This window comes from Alteromonas sp. ABH2_165 (genome assembly GCF_056159945.1).
Genome location: NZ_JBSWWF010000004.1, coordinates 306,873 through 330,773, shown reverse-complemented (window position 1 = coordinate 330,773; position 23,901 = coordinate 306,873). Strand labels below are relative to the sequence as shown.

At 49.3% G+C, this 23,901-nt stretch carries 18 protein-coding genes; 3 read left to right on the top strand and 15 right to left on the bottom strand.

All coding sequences use genetic code 11. The features are described 5' to 3' along the window. From mraY to modF, 10 genes are all read right to left on the bottom strand, one after another. Positions 1 to 1,083 carry a phospho-N-acetylmuramoyl-pentapeptide-transferase gene (gene mraY / locus ACXAFQ_RS10400; RefSeq protein ID WP_070124995.1) on the bottom strand — a complete coding sequence of 361 codons (1,083 nt, stop codon included), beginning with the start codon at positions 1,081 to 1,083 and terminating at the stop codon, positions 1 to 3. Next, complete coding sequence (locus ACXAFQ_RS10395; protein ID WP_474821222.1) at positions 1,077 to 2,480, bottom strand: UDP-N-acetylmuramoyl-tripeptide--D-alanyl-D-alanine ligase; 1,404 nt, start codon at positions 2,478 to 2,480, stop codon at positions 1,077 to 1,079. Before ACXAFQ_RS10395 ends, mraY begins: the two co-directional genes overlap by 7 nt. Continuing rightward, a complete protein-coding gene (locus ACXAFQ_RS10390) occupies positions 2,480 to 4,006 on the bottom strand; it encodes a UDP-N-acetylmuramoyl-L-alanyl-D-glutamate--2,6-diaminopimelate ligase (protein WP_474821219.1) in 1,527 nt (508 codons plus the stop codon). The genes ACXAFQ_RS10395 and ACXAFQ_RS10390 overlap by 1 nt, the downstream gene beginning before the upstream one ends. After that, complete coding sequence (locus ACXAFQ_RS10385; protein ID WP_474821216.1) at positions 3,996 to 5,771, bottom strand: peptidoglycan D,D-transpeptidase FtsI family protein; 1,776 nt, start codon at positions 5,769 to 5,771, stop codon at positions 3,996 to 3,998. Before ACXAFQ_RS10385 ends, ACXAFQ_RS10390 begins: the two co-directional genes overlap by 11 nt. Then, positions 5,768 to 6,109, bottom strand: a complete 342-nt coding sequence (gene ftsL / locus ACXAFQ_RS10380; protein ID WP_070124987.1) for a cell division protein FtsL — start codon at positions 6,107 to 6,109, stop codon at positions 5,768 to 5,770. The genes ACXAFQ_RS10385 and ftsL overlap by 4 nt, the downstream gene beginning before the upstream one ends. Then, entirely contained in the window at positions 6,106 to 7,041 is a 936-nt protein-coding gene (rsmH, locus tag ACXAFQ_RS10375; RefSeq protein ID WP_474821210.1) for a 16S rRNA (cytosine(1402)-N(4))-methyltransferase RsmH, read from the bottom strand. Before rsmH ends, ftsL begins: the two co-directional genes overlap by 4 nt. Continuing rightward, the gene (gene mraZ, locus ACXAFQ_RS10370) at positions 7,038 to 7,496 is read right to left on the bottom strand and encodes a division/cell wall cluster transcriptional repressor MraZ (RefSeq protein WP_070124983.1); all 459 of its coding nucleotides are present in this window, start codon (positions 7,494 to 7,496) and stop codon (positions 7,038 to 7,040) included. The genes rsmH and mraZ overlap by 4 nt, the downstream gene beginning before the upstream one ends. 330 nt (positions 7,497 to 7,826) lie before the next feature. After that, positions 7,827 to 8,780 carry a pectinesterase family protein gene (locus ACXAFQ_RS10365; RefSeq protein WP_474821208.1) on the bottom strand — a complete coding sequence of 318 codons (954 nt, stop codon included), beginning with the start codon at positions 8,778 to 8,780 and terminating at the stop codon, positions 7,827 to 7,829. Between the two features lie 63 nt (positions 8,781 to 8,843). Next, a complete protein-coding gene (locus ACXAFQ_RS10360) occupies positions 8,844 to 11,579 on the bottom strand; it encodes a TonB-dependent receptor (RefSeq protein WP_474821204.1) in 2,736 nt (911 codons plus the stop codon). 268 nt (positions 11,580 to 11,847) lie between these two features. Continuing rightward, entirely contained in the window at positions 11,848 to 13,287 is a 1,440-nt protein-coding gene (gene modF / locus ACXAFQ_RS10355) for a molybdate ABC transporter ATP-binding protein ModF (protein ID WP_474821199.1), read from the bottom strand. A 234-nt stretch (positions 13,288 to 13,521) separates the two neighbouring features. On the opposite strand from modF, the gene ACXAFQ_RS10350 reads away from it, so the two are divergent. Next, the gene (locus ACXAFQ_RS10350) at positions 13,522 to 13,848 is read left to right on the top strand and encodes a YkgJ family cysteine cluster protein (protein WP_474821195.1); all 327 of its coding nucleotides are present in this window, start codon (positions 13,522 to 13,524) and stop codon (positions 13,846 to 13,848) included. 81 nt (positions 13,849 to 13,929) lie between these two features. Here ACXAFQ_RS10350 and ACXAFQ_RS10345 read toward each other — a convergent pair whose 3' ends face one another. Next, positions 13,930 to 14,697 (bottom strand): SapC family protein, encoded by a 768-nt coding sequence (locus ACXAFQ_RS10345; protein ID WP_474821193.1) that lies wholly within the window; start codon positions 14,695 to 14,697, stop codon positions 13,930 to 13,932. A 450-nt stretch (positions 14,698 to 15,147) separates the two neighbouring features. On the opposite strand from ACXAFQ_RS10345, the gene ACXAFQ_RS10340 reads away from it, so the two are divergent. Both ACXAFQ_RS10340 and ACXAFQ_RS10335 read left to right on the top strand, forming a co-directional pair. Then, the gene (locus ACXAFQ_RS10340; protein ID WP_474821191.1) at positions 15,148 to 17,076 is read left to right on the top strand and encodes a S9 family peptidase; all 1,929 of its coding nucleotides are present in this window, start codon (positions 15,148 to 15,150) and stop codon (positions 17,074 to 17,076) included. A gap of 80 nt (positions 17,077 to 17,156) precedes the next feature. Beyond that, the gene (locus ACXAFQ_RS10335) at positions 17,157 to 18,326 is read left to right on the top strand and encodes a dipeptidase (protein WP_474821440.1); all 1,170 of its coding nucleotides are present in this window, start codon (positions 17,157 to 17,159) and stop codon (positions 18,324 to 18,326) included. A gap of 96 nt (positions 18,327 to 18,422) precedes the next feature. Here the strand turns inward: ACXAFQ_RS10335 and ACXAFQ_RS10330 are convergent, their stop codons facing one another. The 4 genes from ACXAFQ_RS10330 to ACXAFQ_RS10315 all read right to left on the bottom strand — a co-directional run bounded on the left by ACXAFQ_RS10330 (position 18,423) and on the right by ACXAFQ_RS10315 (position 23,760). After that, on the bottom strand, positions 18,423 to 20,138 hold the full coding sequence (locus ACXAFQ_RS10330; protein ID WP_474821189.1) for a potassium/proton antiporter: 1,716 nt from the start codon (positions 20,136 to 20,138) through the stop codon (positions 18,423 to 18,425). Positions 20,139 to 20,253: 115 nt separating this feature from the next. Then, entirely contained in the window at positions 20,254 to 22,827 is a 2,574-nt protein-coding gene (gene secD / locus ACXAFQ_RS10325; RefSeq protein ID WP_474821185.1) for a protein translocase subunit SecD, read from the bottom strand. 56 nt (positions 22,828 to 22,883) lie between these two features. Continuing rightward, the gene (locus ACXAFQ_RS10320; protein WP_474821181.1) at positions 22,884 to 23,225 is read right to left on the bottom strand and encodes a hypothetical protein; all 342 of its coding nucleotides are present in this window, start codon (positions 23,223 to 23,225) and stop codon (positions 22,884 to 22,886) included. Between the two features lie 145 nt (positions 23,226 to 23,370). Then, entirely contained in the window at positions 23,371 to 23,760 is a 390-nt protein-coding gene (locus ACXAFQ_RS10315) for a YybH family protein (protein ID WP_474821178.1), read from the bottom strand. Positions 23,761 to 23,901 lie beyond the last annotated feature (141 nt).

Genomic DNA, 23,901 nt, shown 5'->3' with positions numbered 1-23,901 from the left:
TCACCGTAACTTCAGCGTTGCCAGACCAACCAGCACCAGAATTAATGAAATGATCCAGAAGCGCACAATCACGCGGGGTTCTGGCCAACCTTTAAGTTCAAAATGGTGATGGATGGGCGCCATGCGGAAAATGCGCTTGCCGCGGAGCTTAAACGAACCCACTTGCAGAATTACCGATACAGTTTCCATTACGAATACGCCGCCCATAATAATAAGCACGATTTCCTGACGCACCAGTACCGCCAACACACCCAGCGTACCGCCAAGGGCCAGCGAGCCCACATCGCCCATGAATACCTGTGCCGGATAGGTGTTAAACCAGAGAAAACCAAGACCGGCACCAACGATGGCAGTACACACAATTACCAATTCACTGGTCAGCGGAATGTGCGGAATATTCAGATAAGTGGCAAAATTAAAGTTACCTGTTACGTAGGCAAATATGGACAACGCACCAGCCACCAGAATAGTAGGTACAATAGCCAGTCCATCGAGGCCGTCGGTGAGGTTTACCGCGTTAGAAGTGCCCACCACAGCAAAGTACACCACAACCAGGTAGAACAGCCCCAACTGTGGCATGACTTCCTTGAAGAATGGCACCAGTAGTGACGTCTCTTGCGGCAGCGTGGACGACGCATAAAGATAAAACGCCACACCCAGCGCAATCACTGACTGCCAGAAGTATTTCCAACGAGCAATGAGGCCTTTTGAATCTTTACGCACTACTTTGCGGTAGTCGTCGACAAAACCAATGATGCCGTAGCCAATCACCACGGCAAGGGTAACCAACACATAGCGATTGGTGAGGTCGCCCCATAGCAGCACACTGATCACAATGGCAGATAAAATCAACAAGCCGCCCATGGTGGGCGTACCCGCCTTAGACAAATGACTTTGCGGACCGTCATCGCGGACAGTCTGGCCAATTTGCAAACGCTGTAGCCAGCGAATCATTTTTGGCCCAATTACAATGGCAATCACCAGTGCAGTGAGCGTGCTTAATATGGCACGCAGAGTAAGGTACGAGAATACAAAGAATCCCGGTTCGTATTGTTTAAGCCAGTCGGCCAGCCACATCAACATGCTATTCGCTCCCGACGGCGTTCAAACTTTCCCAGGCGAGATACCTCGATGGCATCTACAACCCGTTCCATTCGCGAGCTTCGCGAACCTTTAACTAAAACAGAAATATCACGCTGATCGGCCATTAGCACATCCGTAAGCGTTTCCATCAACGCATCCACGTCACTGAAATGAAAACCGCTGTCACCGTAAACCGCGCTGGCGCTTTGGCTAAGCACACCCAAGGTGAACAGGTAATCGATGCCTTTTTGTTGCGCATATTTGCCCACTTCCTCGTGGTAGTAGCGCGCTTTCTCACCAAGCTCTGCCATATCACCCAGAATGAGTACACGTAACCCGGAGAAACTAGAAAGTGTGTCGATAGCGGCATTCACCGAGGCGACGTTAGCGTTATAAGTGTCATCAAGCAGGCGGAAGTGCGCAGATAATGCTTTAACATTCAGGCGGCCCTTCACTTGCGCCATATTGAGCAAGCCGTCTTTCACGTCTTCAAGGGTCGCACCTACCTGCATGGATAATGCCGCAGAAACCAACGCATTGCCTACGTTATGAATGCCAGGAATGCGAAGTTGCACCGCGGTTTGCCCCTGTGGGGTCACCATGTTGAATTCAGCACAGCCATCCAGTCCAACAGTGATATCTTCAGCGGTGAAATCCGCCGTATTCTGTTGCTGTGGAGAGAATGTTAGTACGTGGTTGTATTTGAGTTTACCTAACCAGAATTCTGCAAACTGGCTGTCAGCATTAACAATGGCAGTGCCAGATTCACCTAAACCTTTAAAAATCTCGCTTTTTGCCCGCGCAACGCCAAGCAAACTGCCGAAGCCTTCCAGGTGAGACGCCGCGGCGTTCACAATGGTCGCCACATCGGGTTTCACTAAATCGGTGGTATAGGCAATTTCACCCAAATGATTGGCACCTAGCTCCATCACCGCGAAGTCATGTTCAGGCTCAAGACGTAACAGCGTCAGAGGCACGCCAATGTCGTTGTTGAAGTTTCCGGCAGTAGCCAGCACGTTGCCTCGACGAGCAAGAATAGCCGCCGTCATTTCTTTTACTGTGGTTTTACCGCTACTACCGGTTACCGCGATGGTTCTTGGTGCCACTTCAGCCTTCACTGCTGCACCGAGTAAACCCAGCGCGAGCTTGGTATCGGCAACTTTAATAACCGGCAACGAGGTGCTGATTTCTTCACTGGCAATCACAGCACTGGCACCAGCCTTTTCTGCTGATGCCACGAACCGGTGACCGTTAAAATTATCGCCGCACAGGGCGATATACACATCACCCTTTTGCAGCGTACGGGTATCGGTACTTACCCCGTTAACTTCCTGATCATCCCCTTTCAGGGTGCCTTTTACTTTGTCGGCGATCCAGGAGAGTGTAGTCAGAATCATTAGCTGTACTCCCTTTGCAAGCGTGCTACAACGGCGCGCTCGTTATAATTGTTCTTGTGTTCACCGATGATCTGATAATCTTCATGGCCTTTACCCGCCACGAGGATCAGATCCTCCGGAGCTGCCTGTTCCAGGCAGTGGCGAATGGCCTTTTCTCTATCCGGCTCATCCACCGCACATTGCGGTTGTGTCAGTCCGGTACGAATATCTGCTGCGATAGCGGCTGGCGATTCTGAACGGCTGTTGTCGGTAGTGATGATCACGTGATCAGCCCCTTTCTCAGCCGCCTGTCCCATTAGCGGACGTTTACCCTTGTCTCTGTCGCCACCACAACCAAACACGCACCATACGTCGCCGTTGGTATGGTCACGGGTACTCAGCAGAGCTTTTTCCAGTGCGTCCGGCGTGTGAGCATAATCCACAATCACGTTAGCGTGCGTTTCAAAACGGAATACTTCCATGCGCCCTGCCACTGGCGACACTTTCGGCAGCAACGACACCACATCTTCAAAACGCTGCCCCTGCACCAACATCACAGCAATTACCGCCAGCAGGTTGTGCACATTAAATGCGCCTAAAAGCGGTACGTTGATGTCGCGGCTTCCCCAACTGGATACCAGTCTGAACTGACAACCATCGGGATGATATTTCACATTTGTGGCCAAACAATGGCGATCTTCGGGCTTTTGCGCTTCCAATTCGGTTAAACCAAACCAAACCGTTTCCACCCCTTCGGGTTTATGGCTATGCCAATTCGCGCTTTCCTCATCATCTTTATTCAGCACCACCGTTTTCACTGCAGGAAGTTTCATCGCCAGGCGCTTTGCTGCGGCGTAGTCTTCCATGGTGCCGTGATAGTCGAGATGATCTCTGGACAGGTTGGTAAACACAACGATATCGGTATTCAGCTGACTTAGACGCCCCTGCACTAAGGCGTGGGATGAGGCTTCAAAAGCCACCTGACGGGCGTTGTGTTGCACAAAGTCTGCCAACAAATACTGCATCCGAATAGCGTCGGGCGTGGTGTTACCACCCGGGGTGGGCAGCCAGTCGGTATTGCTGCCTTCATACAGGCCTGCACCCAGCGTGCCTATTGCCGCACAGCGGGTTCCGCCCAGTGTGGTAAGTTGCGACAACATTTGCACCACAGAGGTTTTTCCATTGGTGCCGGTTACCGCTACCGTTTGCAATTTAGTGGCGGGATAGTCGTAAAAAGCACCAGCCAGCGAGCTCAATATGTCTGTTAATTCATACAGATGCACAATAATTGTGGTACCGCGCATTTCCATACGGCCGTGCTCACGCACCTTTTCAGTTTGCGCAAGAATGGCTTTCGCGCCCAGACTAATAGCCTGCGGAATAAATTCACGCCCATCCTGGCTGTGGCCTTTCACTGCCACAAAGGCCAATTTCGGGGTAACGCGACGGCTATCCAGGGTGAGCCCCCGAATGCGAACGTCTGGCGCGCTGATTCCAAATTTTTGCAGCAGAACGCCGAGGCTCTGCTCAAATTTGCTAACCACCATTGCTGCCTCCGTTGAGCCATTTCGTTGAAGTCACCTGTTTGTCGTCTGGTGCCACGTTCATCAGTTGCAGCGCACCACCCATGATTTCAGAAAATACAGGCGCAGCAGTATCACCGGCGTAATAAAGATCGCCCGCCGGTTCGTTTATCAACACCACGGTGGCGATCTGCGGATCAGACAATGGCGCCACACCAGCAAAAATATTCACGTACTCATCACCGTAACCGCCAGCAACCGCTTTACGGCTGGTCCCGGTTTTCCCACCTACACGGTAGCCAGGTACCGCCGCTTTTGGCGCAGTACCGCCTCGCAACACCACGCTTTCCATCATTTCCAGTACCGCCCGGGCATTTTTCTCAGATACCACACGTTGTGGCTGCGGACGATAAACGTCAGATTCAGGCTGCTGCACGATGCGCAGCGGCATGCTGATACCGCCATTGGCCAGGGTGGCATACATGCGGGCTAGCTGTGCGGTGGTTACCGAAATACCGTAACCGAAAGATAAGGTGGCCAGTTCGAAATCAGACCAGCGCGTGCGCTCATGGAATAATCCGTTGCTTTCACCGGGCATATTGATACCGGTGTCAGATGTCAGCCCCATGCTGTAAACCATATTCAGCAAGAAGGGTTTAGGTACGCCCAGCGCCAGTTTAGACGTTCCCATGTTGGATGAATGCTGAATGATTTCTTCCAGCGTAAGTTTGCCCAGATTGCGATGATCTTTTACCAGACTGCCACCCAAACGCATCCACCCTGGATAGGTGTCTACGGTATCGCCCACTTTCACACTGCCGTATTCCAATGCCGACAGCACGGCAAGGGGCTTTAATGACGAGCCAGGTTCAAAGGCATCGGTAATGGTGCGGTTACGCATACGGTGTGGCGACGCATTCCCGCGATCATTCGGGTTAAACGACGGCGCGTTTACCATTGCCAGCACATCGCCAGTATGGATATCTACCACGATGGCCGATGCAGAGGCGGCCTGGAAATACATCATCGCTTCTTTAATTTCGCGGTAGGCTAACGCCTGAATTCGCTGATCGATGGTGAGCTTTAAATTCCCCGCTTCTTCGCCATCGGTGGATTTCAGTACTTCCACGGTACGCCCTTTAGCGTCACGACGAATCACCCGGGAGCCCGGCGTGCCGGTTAACCAGTCATCATACTGGCGCTCCAGGCCTTCCAAACCAGAATCGTCCACATCAGTAATACCGATAAGCTGTGCTGTTACCTCACCATTGGGATAGTAACGACGGCTTTCACGGCGCAGATAGATACCGGGAATGTCCAGTTTGTCTACGTAGTCGGCCATGGCCGGTGAAACCTGACGTTGCAGGTAAACAAACCGACGTTTTGGATTTTGCACCTTGCTGCGCAAGTCTTCAACATCGCGGCCAAGCACATCGGCCAGGGCTTCCCAGCGTTCGTACTGCTCCAGGCCGCCTTGCTCGTGGATAATTTTTGGATCGGCGTAAATTGCTCGCACCGGCACACTCACCGCCAGTTCCACGCCGTTGCGATCAGTGATAATGCCGCGATAGGTAGGCATGTCTTTGGTGCGCATGGTCCGGTTGTCACCTTGCGCAATGAGGTTATCTGGCGCAATCACTTGAATATAGGCAGCACGCACGCCAAGGCCCACAAAAACGGCAATGACTAGCACAATAACCAGCATAAAACGCCATTGCATGAAGGAAGGCGTCACGTTCTGCTTAGCGCCTTTTTTCGTTTTTTTCGCAGGCAGGGCAAATATGCTCATTTTAACTTCACCACGACTTCTTCGTCCGCTGAAGGACGGTACATGTTAAGTTGCTTCTGCACTTCGTTTTCAATGCGGTTGTGCTCGGTAAGCGCCCGCTGTTCCAGCACCAGGTTCCGCCACTCCACGTCCAGATCATCTTTCTGCTGCATCAGGTTTTCCATGGCCATATTTTGCTGTCGATTCAGGTGACTCCCCAGCACCACCGCCATAGCGGTAGACACAACCATTAAATACAACAAAACCCGCAACTTGTTGCGGGTCAAATCGGAGACCAGGATCAGTACTAAACTGAAATTTGTCGGAGACGTCGTCCGTGAATTCTGCCCCTCGCTCATAGCTTCTCGGCCACCCTTAACACAGAGCTTCGGGAACGCACATTCTGTGCAATTTCCTCCTTCGACGGCTTCATCTTGCCAAGTGCCTTGAGCACCTTATCAGCATCGATTTCAGCCTGGGTGACAGGCAGGTTTGCGGGCACCACCTTGCCCCGACTTTGGTCTTTCATAAACCGTTTAACCAGGCGGTCTTCAAGAGAATGGAACGAAATAACGGCTAAACGGCCGTCTTTTGCCAGTACTTCTACTGCCGCTTTCAGGCCTACACGAAGTTGATCAAGCTCCGCGTTGATGTAAATACGGATCCCCTGGAATGCACGAGTTGCAGGGTGTTTAAATTTATCTTTCACTGGCACCGCTTCATCAATCAACGCAGCCAGTTCAGCAGTGCGGGTGAGCGGCTGAGTTTTACGGCGCTCGACAATGGCATGCGCAATACGCTTACCGAACTTCTCTTCGCCAAATTCTTTGATAACCTGCGTGATGTCTTGCTCGTCGGCATGTGCCAGCCACTGGGCGGCACTCTGGCCACGACTGGTATCCATACGCATGTCTAGGGGACCATCTTTCATGAAGCTGAAACCACGCTCAGCATCATCAAGTTGCGGCGACGATACGCCTAAATCCATCAGCACACCGTCGATTTTACCGGTAAGCGACATTTCGTTGATAACACGGGCCATTTCACCGAACGGCTCATGCACAATAGTAAAACGGTTATCGTCTTTAAAACGTTCGGCAGCAGCAATAGCTTGAGGATCGCGATCAAACGCAATCAAGCGGCCATGTTCGCCGAGTGATTCGAGAATGCGTGCAGAGTGACCGCCACGTCCGAACGTGGCATCGATATAGATACCGTCAGGCTTAATGGCCAACGCCTCGATACATTCCTCCAGCAACACCGAAATGTGTTTAAACGGGGTGTTGCTCATAGTGAGAATTCCTGCAGACGATCAGTAAGTTCAAATGCACCATCGCGCTCAGTTTCCATATCTGCATCAATCTGTTTAGCCCAGATATCTGCATCCCAGATCTCAAATTTGTTAAGCTGTCCGACAAGCATGACTTCTTTGCTGAGTTTGGCGTGTTGACGTAAAGGTGCGGGGAGAAGGAAACGGCCGCTCTTGTCCATGTCACCTTCGGTGGCATAACCAAGTAGCAGCCGCTGCATCCGGCGTTCAGCCGGAACCATACTGGAGAACTTACTCAGTTTGAGTTCGATCTCCTCCCATTCAGGAAGTGGGTAAAGTAGCAAACAACTTTGTTGTGTATCGATTGTGCAGACCAGTTGTCCGTTACAATCATCCAGAAGTGACTGGCGGTATTTTGTTGGTATAGCCAGTCTACCTTTGGGATCCAGATTGATTGCATTAGCGCCGCGGAACATTCCCCTAGCCTTTTATATTTTTGTGCTCTTGTTGTTCTTGTTTTCTGAGTACCAATCTGCAATTCGTTGATGACTCGATCCACAATTCGCCACATTTACCCACTTGCTAGACAGTTTGGTCTCTACTTTCCCCACTGTCAAGGAAAAACAAGGCTAAAACCCGCGTAAACACTGGGCTGGAGACTGTTTTTATATACAGTACTATTTGTAAAGTAACTGAAAAGATTAAAAAAGAGTCAGATTTGATACGTGAAAAGTTTTTGAAGAAACAAAAAATAATTGGTTGAAGCCCCGTTTTTCGGGGCCTGCAAAGCGATCAATAAGTGGAGTTTAGATCGCTTTTTTCGGATTCCAGCCCCGGAGGATGTTGGCTTGGGTATATTTCGCTGCTTGTTCTGGCTCCAGTGTGTGTTGCCACGATACGCGCTTAGGTGACATTGCTCCTGCCCCTTTGTTACCTGAAACACCATACCGACTGGTTGTCTCTTTAGAAGGGTCCCTCCAATTATGCCAGCCTGCTGGGTGGACATGTCCATTGAGTGTACTGTTCATAATGGTAGTCGCTGCAAACTGACGCCATGGACGTCCTAAATAGACATTGTTGACACCGTCAGGCGCAGTAAACCGGCTATTGTGAAACACCAATCCATAAGGTTGATTTAAAGGCGTTGAGGCAGCGGTAACGTATGTATTACTCAGTAGAGATCGAATTTCACAGTTTTCAAAAAGCGCTGTGCCTTCACCGAAAATGAAATCCACGGACCCAGTTACAAGGCTGTTTTCAAAGTAAGTACGATGCCCTTCCCCTGCTACATAGAGTGTGTCCTGGTATCCTTCAATACTGACATTAAAGAAAGCGGCTTTGTCTGCTTCTACATGCAGGGCAACAGCCTGACCCACTGGTCCCGCCGTATTTCTTATTGTCAGGTTTTCAGCGCTGAAGTCATTGCCGGCAACACGCAGAGTATAAGTGTGAAACGTGCTGTTTCTTCCAAGTCCCAACTTGTCGAAATGGTCGTCAAACGTAATGATAGTATGTTCCCGGCTTTCACCAATCATTTTTAGACGGGTATTCCAGGCGTAAACATTGACTTTTTCTTTGTAAGTGCCGTTTTTGATGAATAGGACAATATCTGTCCACGGGAACGCTTTAGTGGCATGAATGGCATTCTGAATTGAAGTGAAATCTCCTGAGCCATCTTTGGCAACCACTAATCGAGTTTCATAATTTTGAGCAACCGTGCTGAAACTGAACAGCATGAAAAGCAAATAAACGAGTCGCATCCTTTCTCCTATTGAAAAAAAGCAGACAGCCGAGGCTGCCTGCTTTGGTTACACAAGCCAGTATTAGAATGTGTATCGCGCGCCCAGGAAATACTGGGAACCGGTATGACTGTATTCACGGGTCAAATCCATGTCGCCATCACCTGTTCCGTATATGCGCTCAACTTCGTCTGTCAGGTTAATAATTTCCAGCGTGAGAGTGAGTTGCTCATTCACATTGTAAAACGCTGATGCATCCACATGAGTAGGCCCATATTTCATTTCCTGCGCATGACCATTGCCACCTGGCTCCCGCAGTAGATAATCATCACGCTTGTTCATCGAAACGCGGGCACCGTATTTGTCTGTTTCGTAATACAAAGTAAAGTTATAGGAATTAGGAGACAGGCCTGTTGAGTCTTCCGCAATAACGCGAGTCAGGTTTGCCACTACCCCGAAATTAGACATCCAGCCGTCAAGGAAGGTGAAAGGTTGCTGGTACATAAGCTCGAAGCCTTTAACCGTAAACCCGTCATTATTATTTACCGGAATACTGTGCGTATAGAGTTGAGTAGCAGGATCGCCAACCGGCGCAGTTGCCTGGTATTGCGGATCATTGTAAATGGCCGGCCAGTACTCCTCATCAACAAGACGCTCCACCAGCTCAGTATCCAGCGAAGTCACAATATCCTTACTGAACAAATTCAACGCAAGCACTGCTTCTTCACTGAAGTACCACTCTAATGCTAAATCGATGTCGTTTGATTCGTAAGGGTCAAGTCCGGGGTTACCAAGATTACTCACCGTAAAGGTTGTAAAACCAAAATTGGGAGCCGCAATATTTAGCGAGCCAAGGCTTGGCCGTGTCATGCTTCTGGCATAAGACAAGCGTGTTACTAAGTCGTCGGTAACTTCAAGCGCAAGATTGATTGAAGGTAGAAAGTTATCATAGTCGCGGGTGATACTCACAGGATTGCCACTGACTAACGCTTCAGAGGTTACTTCGGTTTGAATATAACGGCCACCCGCATTAACACGAAGCAACATGTCAGCGACATCAAAGTCAGAATTGTACTCGACGTAAACGGCTTTGGTTGCTTCCGTGACGACCCAGCTTGATTCAAGATCCTGCGTATAATTGTGAGTCAGAATGCCATCTGCTTCCAGCGCTTCAAAATCAGCTACCAGGAACGGTACCAGGGTGGCTCCGTCCAGGCCGTTGCCGAAATCGTCGTAAGGGAAAGGCGTAGTGTACTGACTCGGATCGAAAGCAGTAAATTCGCCATCTCCCTGACGATAATCCACTTCGCGGTCATTGAAGGCAAAGCCGGTTTTCAGATCGTACCCATCACCCAGGTAAGTTAAATCAATCTTGGTGGTGTAGTTTGTCTTCTTAACTCTGTGGTTTCGGTTGCCACCGTTTATCACATCAAGAAAATTATTCGGGTCCATGGTGTCGTAATCACCGTAGTCCACCGTCGCAGCATCACCACTGCTATAATCATAGGCGTAATAGTGCGGTACAGAGCGGTAGTAATAGCGAATTTCTTCCCGGGTTGCATCATTCGCGGCGTAACCTGTCATGACATCCAGTGCAAGATAATCATTAATCTGAAAATCACCAGATAAGACAACCTGATCAAAGGTCGACTCTGAAACCTGATAACGACTCTCATACCAGGATGTCACATTATCGAAACTCGCCGCTTCTAGCACCCGGCCCGACTCGTCGACGGTAAACGATAAAGGTGTTTGCCCCTGAAAGTTACCCGGTGCACCGCGATTAATAAACCACTCCATAGAGTTGTAGCTGCGGCGATCGTTTTCCAGCTCGGAATGCAGAATGTCCAGCGTGAATAACATGTCGTCATTTGGTTTGAACTGGAACGAACCTGTGGCGCCAATCCGCTTCTGATCGTTTCCAAAGAAGTCGGCACGAGGAAGCCTGGGCACCCACAAACAAGAGATGGCTTCTTCAGCCCCACAATAATTATCTGGAGTGCCATTAATTTCGGTGAGTTGAGACGTATCTCCCCAAGTACCATCGCCAATTTGATAAGTGGGTTGCCAGCGCACACTGCCGAAGCCTTCCTGTCTAATAGTTCGTTCAGACAATGCCAGAGAGAAAAGTGCGCCAATGGTGTTATCAGCAAATGTGTTACTGATCAGGAAAGCCGTTCGCGGATCGACCTCTTCAGTGAGATCGTTGTAACCGCCTTTCAACGATACCGTTGAGGCAAATCCCTGGTAATCGAAAGGTCTTGCGGAATACATATCAACCGTACCAGCAATCCCCCCTTCCTCTATTGAAGCTGTTTGCGTTTTCTGGATATCGATTCGATTAAACAATTCCGATGCAAACACATGAAAGTCAAAAGAACGACTACTGTTCACGGTGACACCGCCGGAATCGAGACCATCACTTCCCGCAGGCACTTCCATACCATTTAACGTGGTACGGGTAAAGCCTGGGCTGAATCCACGCAATGTAATATTACGTCCTTCACCACCCTCCCGGGAAATTGCGACCCCTGGCACGCGCTGAATGGCCTCAGCGACGTTCAGGTCGGGAAACTTACCGATGTCTTCCGCCATGATTGATTCGCGAACGTTTGACGCGTCTCGTTTTGCGTCAAGTGCTTTTACCAGCGCACCGCGAAAGCCCTTAACCGCAATGACTTCAACATCACCGTCTTGCTCTTCAGCCGAATTCTGAACAGCCTCCTGCGCCGTTGAAATAAAACTGAGTGATGTAATCGATAAACCTAAGAGTATGCTTTTAGAAAGTTTGCTGTAGCTAAATGTGTGCTTGGATTTCATGTGCTGTCCTTCCCGATTGAACGTTTGGTCGGGCTAGGTGCCATTCATCCCATGCCCGTATCTCGCACACATTTATATAACATTTAAATTACATTTGCTACCGGTGGCATTAAAATAATAGTTATATATGTAACATTTAACCTAAGAAACAAGCATGAAATTAGAAATAATTAGTAGATATCAGGCCAGTAGCAGGACGACCAAGTCACATAACACCGTTAACAAAAAACCAAAATGCCACCGATAGCAAATTAGAATTGATACTGTGCTAATTATAATCCTGCATATTCAACACCCGCTCTATTCCATCAATGCGGTCTTCACTATGGTGGTTAACATATAGCAGCGTGCTTTCCCCGCCTTTGGCAATAATACCAAGCAGTGCGAGCACTTTAAGCCGGTTAATTTCATCCAAACCATTACAAGGTTCGTCCAGAATTAACAGTGTTGGGTGCTTTACCATGGCGCGCACGATAAGCAGCAAGCGCTGATCACCAAATGAAAGCGACTGGAACGACGTGTTCAGCCTATCGGTCATGCCCGCAAGCGCAATCCATTCTCTGGCAAGCTGTTTTTGTTTTACCGTAGGCTGTTCATACAGCCCGATACTGTCAAAGAAGCCTGAAAGCACCACATGTAACACCGGGCTGTTCACGCGATACTGCAAATGAAAGCTATTTGAAACCAGTCCAATGTGCTGCTTGATGTCCCAGATACTTTCGCCACTGCCTCGCTTGTAGCCAAACACCGTTAGATCATTGGTGTAGCAGTGTGAATCATCACCGGTGATCATCGACAACAAACAGGTTTTCCCGGAACCATTTGGCCCTACTACCTGCCAGTGCTCGCTTTTGTTTACCTGCCAGTTGAGATCCGAAAAGATAACTCGGCCATCGTAACTCACCTTGCCATCTTTCAATGCAACCAGCGTAGTTTCATCATCCTTCATTTGCGGCGAAGCGCGATCAGCATCCTTGGGTGGCAAACTCGTTGGCACATTCTCAAGATGCAGCAGATGTTTTATCTGTTCACGATCATCATTGGAGACCACATCCCCCTGAGAAGCCCAGGCGACCTTACAATCTTGCATTAACACCAATTGATTGATGAAACTCGGAATTTCACTCAAGCGATTAACAACGATCACAATCGTCATTTTTTCGCTCAGTTCATCAAGTAACTCGCGCAAAAATGCAGAAGAGGCAGCGTCCAATCCGTCCCAGGGTTCATCGAGAATAAGCAATTGCGGGGCTTCGAGTAGCGTTTTCACCAACAACGCTTTACGGGTTTCGCCAGTAGACAGGCCAAGAAAGGCATTATCGAGAAAATGATTCATGCGCAGTCCAGCCGTAAGTTTGTCGAAAAACGCCTGCTGCTCTGCATCGAGTTTACTGCATTGTTTAAGCATCACTTCAGTGGTCGTGCTGGGCACGGGAACCACATCAAGAATGTCTGCATCGTCCTTTTTCTTTTCTTCGGCGATGAGCGCTTGCTGTTGAGCTGTGCTCACCCAGCCAGTGCTGACTGATCTTGTGCGTTCACCCTCTAGGACTTCGCCTTGCCCTGCCAGCACCGCCGCTAACGCAGACTTCCCACTTCCATTCGCCCCCACCAGCGCAACGTGCTTAAGCGGTTGAATGTCAAAATGTTCTGTAAAACACGAAAATGTATCGGATAGCGCCACGCGGCACTGCTCTAATGCGATCATAATATCTCCTTTAATAAGAAAATTATGCCTGATAAGTGATGGGGTGCTAAGAAGAATGCGGTAATACATATTCTTATTGCGTTTTAACAAAATACTGAAATAATGCGCCGTCCGAGCGACAAGGCTTTTCTGGCTCATCCTGTTCGCTCATGGGACATCGAATGAATGTGTATTTGATGGCCAACCCAGTCCAAAACTGGTTGTTGTGCACGTAGTGTGGAGCAAGCAAGGGCAATGAATCCCTGTATTAACTGTGGCGCGTGTTGCGCAACTTTTCGTGTTTCTTTTTATTGGTCTGAGTCCGATCCTTTTGCAGGCGGCTCGGTACCGGCAGAACTAACAGAGAAAATTTCACCCAACCTGGTGGCAATGAAAGGCACGAATCAGCCATCTCCCCGATGCGTGGCGTTAGCCGGTGAAGTGGGCTTTCAGGTGGGGTGCGGTATTTATGAGCGCCGTTCGTCAACGTGCCGAGAGTTTGAAGCGGGAACGGCAGATTGCTTAAAGGCCCGACTCAGGCACGGCATTAATGAGGATCTTATTCCAGTTGTCGCAGCCTGAGCGATGTGAACTGCCACACCCCTAGTATAAAAACAGAAAAAGCGGGCCAGGCCCGCTTTTTACGTATGCATAATGTTGAATTTACGCTGTTGGCGCTTGTTCTGGCGCAGGACCGTTATCCGTTGCAATTTGCATGTTCGCAATTGGGTTTTGCGTATCGTTAGACAGTTCAACCAAACGGTTCAGCTGACCCAGTGATAACATGATTGCGTACAGTGCGCCCAAGAAGCCCTGTTTGTGCAGATCGGTCACGGTTGCTTCTGGCAGTTCCAGTAAACGTTTTTCGTTGATGCTGAACATACCAGTAACGTTACGCTGTTGGCCGTCTTGATAAGTAAGACGAATTTGAATTGGATCAAGCAGATTCAGTTCAACAACTTTCGCAATGAAACGTTGTGTCAGCATTTCACTGTTAGCCAGTTCACCTAAGAACTTTTGACGATTTTCCAGGAAAGCAGACGGCGTACCATCTTCATTGAACAACGGCTCACCGTCTTCTGCGCCAACCAGGTTGCTCTCTTCATCGATGTAAACGCCAAGCTTGTCAGCATCAGGACGAATATCGAAAGGGTAACGCATGATGTTCATTGGTACGTGTGGTGCTTTCCACTTACCCGTAGCCAAGAACAGGTTTTGATTCTGTTCCATGCCCAGCATAGCAACGGTGTGATAACGGTCGCTCTTAGGGTCTTTGATAAATACCAAAGGCATTGTTGCAGCAAGCTGCGCATATTCACGAATAGAAGCTGCAGACAGGTGAGTTTGTTTTGCAAACTCAAATGCACTGTTAACCGCTACTTTTAAGTCTTTGTGTTTTTCTTTATTCAGCGGAATGTAGTTAATAGCCATAAATCTGTTCTCATTACGTTTATTGGTGGTAATCAATTGTGGAATTCGCCAGAGGAAATGCCCTATTGGTGAAAGCCTGCAGTCCCTGCGCACGCGACCACTAACAACTCTGGTCAATGGACTCACCAAACACAGATGAGGAGAGGATTACCACGAAGATTATTCTTGTTGCCTGCTTAAGACTGGCATGAGTCTGTAAAACAGGTTGCCAAGCAGTATCCCGTATTTACCGTCTTAAGTCACGCCCTGAGAACCATATCAAAATTTAAACTTTTATTACAAGCCTCTTTCTTGTCAGTAACAACCCGCTCCTGCAAAGACATGCTCACAAGGGCGATACCGGCATCCACCGGAAATATTTACCATTGCACCGGCTATTGATGGTTAGGTGATTGTGGCATCGCGCAATATTTCGTAGGCTGAAGAAAATAAAAACTAAAAGGCTTCATCATGGGTCCACTTCGCACACTTTCCACATTAATTGGTCTGAGCTTTCTCAGTCATCCCGTTTTTTCTGCACCAGAAACAGCATGGCCTTATGCCGCTGACATTCCTGCATCACAAACCTTAGATGTGGGCCTGGCTGGAGAACAGCCCGTTGATATTGCACGCTTTCTTCTTGCCCGAGGGGCATCGCAAAGTAGCATAAACAGTACCGGAAGCCAGATGGCGTTTGTCGATAACGTTACCGGGCGCCGCCAACTCTGGATTAAGAACCTTCCCGACGGACAGGCGAAGCAATTGACCTGGGGAAATGGCATTTCGTTTTACGCTTGGCACCCCGACGGACAGCGCTTAATTTACGGCGCTGACAACAATGGCGACGAGCGGGAAGCTTTCTTCATTCTGAATGCCGATGGCTTAAAAGAAAAAGTCTTACTGCCTTACAGTGACGGCTTTCGTTCATTCGGCAGTTTTTCCAACGACGGAGAAAAATTCACTTACGCATCGACAGAGCGCAACGGCCGAGATTTTGATATCTACCTGCACGATATGAAAACCGGTGAGAACAAAATGATATTTCAGGCTGAATTTGGATATTTTCCACAAGCGTGGCGACCCGGTTCTGACGAAATAATCGTGACAGAGACCCGGGGCGAGGATGCCGAAGACGTTTATATGTTGTCTGCAGAAAGTGGGGAACTTCGTCCATTATTTAAACCTGATGTAGCCGCCGCTTTTGGTGAGTTTCACTGGACCGATGATGGCAACAAGTTATATTTCGTATCGAATTTAAACCGTGAGATGAAAGCCATTTTCGCTTACGACCCAGCCAGCAAAAAAACCAAACACGTTATTGGTAGCCAGTTCGATATTGATGACTTTATCGTTTGCGGACAGGATTCCATGCTTCTGTGGACCGAGAATCGCGACGGTATCGATACCCTTTTAAAGAAACCGGTTGGCAGTATTGAAACCAGCGAAATTCCGCTGCCAGACGGCGATTACTCAATTAGCTGTACCAAAGACAGCGCCAACGTTCTGGTTAGCATTAACAGTGCAACTTCGCCGGGTGAGGTTTACCTAATCGATGTGCAGAGTATGCAGCAAACCGTGGTATATCGTGCTGAAATGGCCGGTATTTCCCGTAAGAACCTGGTTAACCCAGTGCAGGTTAGCTTTCCGGCCCGCGACGGTGTCACACTGCACGGACAACTCTATATGCCAAAAGGGCGAGAAGGCCAGGCACCGGTGGTTATCGATGTTCACGGGGGCCCTACTTCTCAAGCCAAAATGGGCTGGCAACCGCTAACGCAGTACCTGGTTGGTAAAGGTATAGCGGTGCTCGATATCAATGTGCGTGGCTCTACCGGCTACGGCAAAACATTCACCCGTTTAGATAACCAGGAAAAACGTCTCGATAGTGTGCGCGACCTGGTCGATGCGCTAACGTGGATGAAAACAGACAACCGTTTAGATGCCAACAACGCCGCGGTGATGGGTGGCTCTTACGGCGGTTACATGGTGAATGCGGTAATGGGTAAATACCCCGATGCTTTTAAAGCCGGCGCCTCGTTTGTTGGGGTATCAGACTGGGTACGAGCGTTAAAAAGTGCATCGCCTGCCCTCATGGCGTCAGACCGCATTGAGTATGGCGATATCCGTGAACAAAAATGGCAGGACTTTTACGCCGTAAACTCACCTATAAACACCGTTAACGATATTAAAGCACCGATGTTTTATGAGCATGGCGCTAACGATCCCCGTGATCCGGTAACAGAATCCGATCGCATGGTAAAAATCCTTCGGGACAAAAACATACCTGTCACTTATTTGCGCTTTCCTGATGAAGGCCACGGTGTAAGTAAGCTGGAAAACAGGATTATTTTTTATCGGGAACTCGCTGCATTCTTAGAGCAGCACTTAAAAACACAATAATGATGAAGGGAAATAACATGGGGCGACTCGGCAACACAATCGTAGCAAGGAAATCGACACTGGCGCTTATCATTCCAGCCATGCTGTCACTGGCAAGTTTCAGCAGTCATGCAGATGCGCCAATCAAAGTATCGGCGCAGGCAAACCAGATTGCGCAAGAGAATATCATTGTCGACGGGCATATTGACGTGCCGTATCGTGTGCATAAAAAATGGGAAGATGTCAGCGTTGCCACCAAAGGCGGTGACTTTGATTACCCTCGTGCGAAGAAAGGCGGACTTACCGCGCCTTTCATGTCGATTTACGTGCCAGCGAGTTTAGACAACTCTGCGGAATCTACCGCCGTTGCTCACCAGTTGATCGACTTGGTTGAAGCCATGGTGTACCGCTCACCGGATAAATTTGCTATCGCAAAGTCGGTCGCAGATGTAAAAGCACAATTTAAGGAAGGCTTAATCTCTTTACCAATGGGTATGGAAAACGGTTCCCCCTTACAAGGCAGTATGGAAAACCTGAAGACCTTTTACGAGCGCGGTATACGCTATATCACTCTCGCCCACTCGCTCAGCAACCATATTTCTGATTCATCTTACGACTTACGTCGCCAGTGGCACGGTTTGAGCCCATTCGGTAAAGAGGTGGTGGTAGAAATGAACAATTTAGGCATCATGGTAGACATCAGTCACGTGTCAGATGAAGCTTTCTATCAGGCCATTGAAATCAGCAAGGTGCCGGTTATTGCTTCCCACTCATCCTTACGTAAATACACGCCAGGATTTGAGCGGAATATGGACGACAAGATGGTGAAAGCACTGGGAGAAAATAACGGTGTGATCATGATTAACTTTGGCTCTAGCTTTGTTTCCAAAGAAACCCAGGATTGGCGCAATAATCTGACTAAGCGCAAAAATGCGTTAATTAAGGAAGTGGGTGAAGATAGCCCGCAGGTGGCGGAATTTGATAAGAAATATCGTGAAGAGAATCCTTATCCGTATTCCACTCTTGAGCAAGTGTTGGACCATATCGATCACGTGGTGGAACTGATCGGCATTGACCATGTTGGTATTGGGTCTGATTATGATGGCGTCGGTGATTCGCTGCCGGTGGGCTTGAAAGATGTATCGTCTTACCCGAACCTCATCCAAGGCATGTTAGATCGCGGCTATTCTCGTACAGACATTGAGAAAGTACTCAGCGCCAACCTGCTACGGGTATGGTCTGAAGTAGAAAAATACGCCGCCAGCCACTAATCCGCTTAGCAAAAAATCAGCATTAAAAAACATGCCGACGCACAGTAACGTGTGTCGGCATTTTTTTGTTCACACGCTCTCGTATCTAAACACCACTCATACTGTCGGGCGAAATTGCACAGCCATGGCGTAACCGTTGCGCACATGCTTTATTTCAAACAATCCAAAATCATGACTTAGCGCTTGCCCTTCACTGAGGGGATTCCCCAGATGCTTTTTCAGAAACTCATTCAACGTCAATTCCATCTCGTCTTCCGGCAATGGGAAATCCAGATTATAGGCGTGACTGATTTCACTCATCTTAGCGACCCCTTTTATGACCAGTTCGCTGCGGGAAAAATGGGCTTTCTCCAGACTTTGTATGTGTGAAAAGATATTGTCGACAAAAGGTTTCAGACCCGGCCGGATTAGAATAAAGATGTGATCGCCCGGTAACAGCATGGTAGAACCCCGTGGCGGAAATACCGCGTCGCCCCGTGTGATCATCGCAACCACCGCCCCTTCTGGTAACGCTAGTTCGCCCAGAGTGCGGTTTACCGCCTTGGCTTTATCACCAAGGGTGTACTGCACGATATCGGCGTTTACATCGCCCAGTGAGCTAATTTCTAATGTGGCTGAGGGCGTAACCGGGGCACTTTCCAGCAACTTCAGCTTTCGCGCCATCCACGGTAGCGTAGAACCTTGCAAGGTGGCGGATATTAGCACCACAAAGAACACCACATTGAAAATCAAATACGCTTGCGGAATGTCGAACAGCAAAGGAAATATCGCCAGGATAATTGGAACAGAACCCCGAAGCCCAACCCAGGACAACAGGCCAATCTCACGCTTGTTAAAACCTGCCATCGCCATAAATGGCGCCACTGCTAGCGGCCGTGCTACAAATATCAGTACGGCGGCAATCAGTAAGCCTTCTGCCCAGACATCGAGCAGAGATTTGGGATTCACCAGCAATCCCAGCATAACAAACATGCCTATTTGACTCATCCACGCCAGACCATCGTGAAACATGAAGGTGGCGCGTTTGAGTACAAAACGACTGTTTCCAATGAAAACACCGGCAATAAAAGTTGCGAGGAAGCCGCTGCCGCCAAGACTTGCGGATATCCCGAACGTAAGGAAACCGCATACGGCAACCAGCACTGGATACAACCCAGGCGCCCCCAGCGTAATGCGGTTAATCAGCTTCACTGCAAGCCAGCCAATACTTAAACCCACCAGCGTACCAATGCCCATTTGCATAGCAAATAGCATGGCTAAATCCCAACCCGGCTCCATTTGATGCGTAAGAAGTTCAAGAATGCCCACGGTAAGGAAGATTGCCATGGGATCGTTGGAAGCACTTTCAATTTCCAGGGTGGCTTTTAAGCGCGGGCTTAGATATACACCGGCATTGCGCAAAATGGAAAATACCGCCGCGGCATCGGTTGAACCCACAATGGCGCCTATCAAAAAGCCCACCATGGGCGGCACACCGAGAATATGGGCAGCAGCAAAGCCAGTTACCCCGGCGGTAATTGCCACACCTAAGGTTGCCAGGATGGATGCGGGCTTCCACACTAGCTTAATGGAAGAAAATGAGGTTTGCAGACCACCATCAAACAGGATCATCGCCAGTGCCAGCGTACCTAATGCATGGGCTACACCAGCATTATCGAAAGATAAGCCAAGGCCGTCTTCGCCGGCGAACATTCCCACCAGCAGGAATACCACCAGCAGAGGTAATCCGAGTCGGGGTGACAATTTACTCGACAGTATGCCGACAAAGAGTAATACCGATGCGATAAGGATTTGATAATCAATGGTAAACATACCGGTACTCCTTTAAACCCCAGTCATGTGTTTCGTGTTCCTACAGTAATAACAGACCCTGTTGGCAGGGTAATCGTTCACAATGCAGAGCCATAATGGCTCTGCATTGTCAGTGTCAGGGAATGTGCGCCAGCGACTCCCTGATTTCTTCTGATGTTGGACGCAGTTGCGCCAGTCCTTTTGCCTTACGGCGTTTACCGAGGTAATAAAGAATAGGTGATGCAACAAATATAGAGGAACTGGTGCCAATAACGATGCCAAATAGCATGGGCAGCGCAAAACTCACGACCGACGCCCCGCCAGCAATGCCCATAGGTAACAATGCCAGCAACGTGGTTAATGAGGTAAACACCGTACGGCTTAACGTTGCGGTGATACTGCTATTGAGCACCTCCTCAATGGGTTTATCCGGTGTCATACGGAATCCTTCGCGGATCCGGTCAAATACCACGACCTTATCGTTGATAGAATAACCAATCAGTGCCAGTAAGGCAGCCACCGCAGTAAGATTGAACTCCAGCCCGGTGAGCGCAAAGAAACCAATGGTTTTGGTGAGGTCTAGCGCAATGGTGGCGGTGGCCGCTAAAGCAAAGTGACTTTCGAAGCACAGCCATAAATAGGCCAGAATGCCACCGCCCGCAATCAATACTGCTAAAATAGAAGCATCTGCAAAGCCACCACTGACTTTTGAGCCCACCATATCAACACGGGGAAAGGTTGCGTCTTCATCAAGGCTTTGCACGACCTGTTTTACTGCTGCTACCTGACCCGACTGCGCGACCTGACGGCTCGTATCGGGTTCAGATTGCTCAGTATTCACACCTTCCGCATTGGCCTTATTTGGACTGTCTGCAACGGGCACACGAATCAGGTAGTCCCCCTGATTGCCAAACTCCTGTATAGACACGCCTTCGATACCATTGGCTTCAAAAGCGCTGCGCAGTGCATCAACCTGGACCTGCTGCGTGCTTACCTCGACCAGTGTGCCACCTGTAAAATCAACGCCGTACTGCAAACCGGGCGTAAAAAAGGCCAGCACTGAAGCCACCGACAAAAATGCAGAAACACATAAGCCGGTGACGCGTCCCCGAAGAAAGTTTATCGGGGTTCCGGCTTTTCGTTTGAACCAACCATAACCGGGGAACTGCAGTACCTGACGCTCTTTGCCGTGGGTGGAGGCTGAAATTAGCATTCGGGTGACCGCGATAGCGGTGAACATACTCGTGAACAAACCAATGCCAATGGTAATGGCGAACCCTTTCACCGGGCCGCTACCAAACATAAACAGCAAACTTACAGCAATGAGCGTAGTTAGACTGGAATCGAGAATCGTTGACCACGCTTTGTCGAAGCCAGCCCTTATAGCCGTGCCCGCAGGTTTACCGCGTCGGGATTCTTCCTTTATGCGCTCGTTTATCAGAATATTGGCATCAACCGCCATGCCCAACGTTAGAATTATCCCTGCGATACCGGGCAAAGTGAGAGTGGCACCAAACACACTGAGCACACCAAACAACATACCAATGTTAATTGCCAGACTGGTACAGGCAATCACGCCCCAACGGCCGTACAGTACCACCATCAGTGCTAACACCATAGCAGCACCAATGAGGCCGGTGGTTAATCCCATTTCAATAGCATCACTGCCTAAATCCGGCCCAACCGTACGCTCTTCAATAACATGCAGAGGCATAGGTAATGCCCCCGCCCGCAGTAAAAGCGCCAGCTCTTTTGCTTCGTTAGCGGTGAAGTCACCGCTTATTTCACCGCCACCTGCGCCAATAACTGCTCTTATCACCGGCGCTGTAATCACTTTGCCGTCGAGCACCACCGCCAAAGGCACACCAATATGCGAACGAGTCATGTCGGCAAACAGGCTGCCGCCCACACTATCGAGTTTAAAGTTTACGACAGGGTTGCCGGTGTTGGGGTCGAACGCTAGCTGGGCATCACTAATGTGTTCGCCTTCCATCGCCACCCGCTTTTCCAATGTGTAGGTGGTGTTCCCTTGCATGTCGGGAACACGAATAACGCCGGTTCGCTGACTGCCGTCGGTTACCCAGTGGAAGCGCATTTGCGCGGTGGTGCCAAGGAGATCTCGAATAGCTGAGGGGTCGGTCACACCCGGCATTTGCACTAATACACCGTCATCGCCCTGCCGGGAGATACTGGGATCGACAAGCCCGGTTTCATCCAGTCGGCGGCGCACCACTTCCACACTTCGCGCCATGGCATCGTTCACCAGCGCTGTTTTGTATTCATCGGTAAGCGCAACCGAAATCACATTGTCGTTGCGGTCTATAGCGAACTGAGGTTTACCCTCAGTGCTGTAGCGATAAGCAGTGAGAATATCCCACGCTTTCTGTGCATTAGCATTCGCCATCAAGGTGAACTGAAGGTGATGGTTCGCCGCCGACTGCACCTGATAGCGAATACCCGCATCGCGAAACTGTTTAAACAGACTTTCACGCATATCGTCAAAGGCTTTGTCGAACAGCGGGGCCGTATCCGCAGTGAGCAAAAGATGAGAACCACCCTGTAAATCCAATCCCAGCGATAGCTGATTTTGGGTATACCAGTTTGGCAGTTTCTGCTGCGCAGACGCGGGCAGCAGGTTAGGCAAGGCGCTGAATAGGCCAAGCAAAATTACGAGCACGTATATCACGCCCCGTACGGAGAATTTTTTCATGATTATCCTTAGAAATTTTCAGCAAAATGGGCGTTTAGCCCGTGAAAGCGAAAGTTCTAAGGTTGAGGTGGTGCACGTAGTAAGGGGCGGAACCAGCGAAACGCCGGTGTGAATAAAACGGAATAAACCGACTCACTGACAATGCCACGAAGGTGCCAGTTTACTGCCGGTTGAGGATAGTTTTGCTCCGTCCATTCAGTACCATTACCATCAAAGCTAACACGAGACGCTTTAGGTAAGGTTTGTCTTGAAGGCAGCAAATCTGTGCGCGAAAGTACCAGGCCGCCGTAATGCTCAAAAGGCGCGTAGTTCGTCGACGCATTACCAGTAAACCGATGACCACTGTTTGCTGCAGCAGCTAACACCAGGAACAACAAAAAAGCGGACACAAATTGCATGGTCCGGCTGGATTGCCTGTTCGGTAATGGTGTGTGATTCACGGTTTAATTCTTCTGTTTGCGGACGTAAGCATACGCAGACCGCATTATCTGTGCATCAGATATGGGAGCGAAGGGCTGAAATTCAATATCAGCCCTGCTGCCATTACACATAATCAATGAGATCGACACCAAAAAAGTTGTCGATGGCGCATTGCCATTCCCCGCCCTCATTTTTACGGAACACGTAAATGGCTTTTTTGTAGTCGCAGCCCATCTTGTCGATGGCCTGTTTGCTGTTCAGGTACAACTTACTGATCACCAACGCGGTATCGCCCGCTTCAATCACTACCTCATCACCATGGGACACTACATGTTCTGGCATATAGCGAGACTTAAACTCGTGTAATGCGCCGTGAATATCGCGGTGCTCAGAGATAAAAGGCTTATCTACCAGCACAGCGTCATCTTTGTAGAGTTGCTGCAATGCGGCGGCATCATTGCTATTAACAGCCTGATGCAACGCCTGTAATTGCTGGGATATTGGGTGGTTCATGATCTGTCGTCTCCTGATTTATAACCACGAAGACGAACAAAAAACCCGCCTTCGCGGCGGGTTTTAGTTAATTTATTTACGTACTAGCAAACCCGCCCATTTCTGAGAATAGCGAGTAGAATAATAAGAGCGATGTTAGTT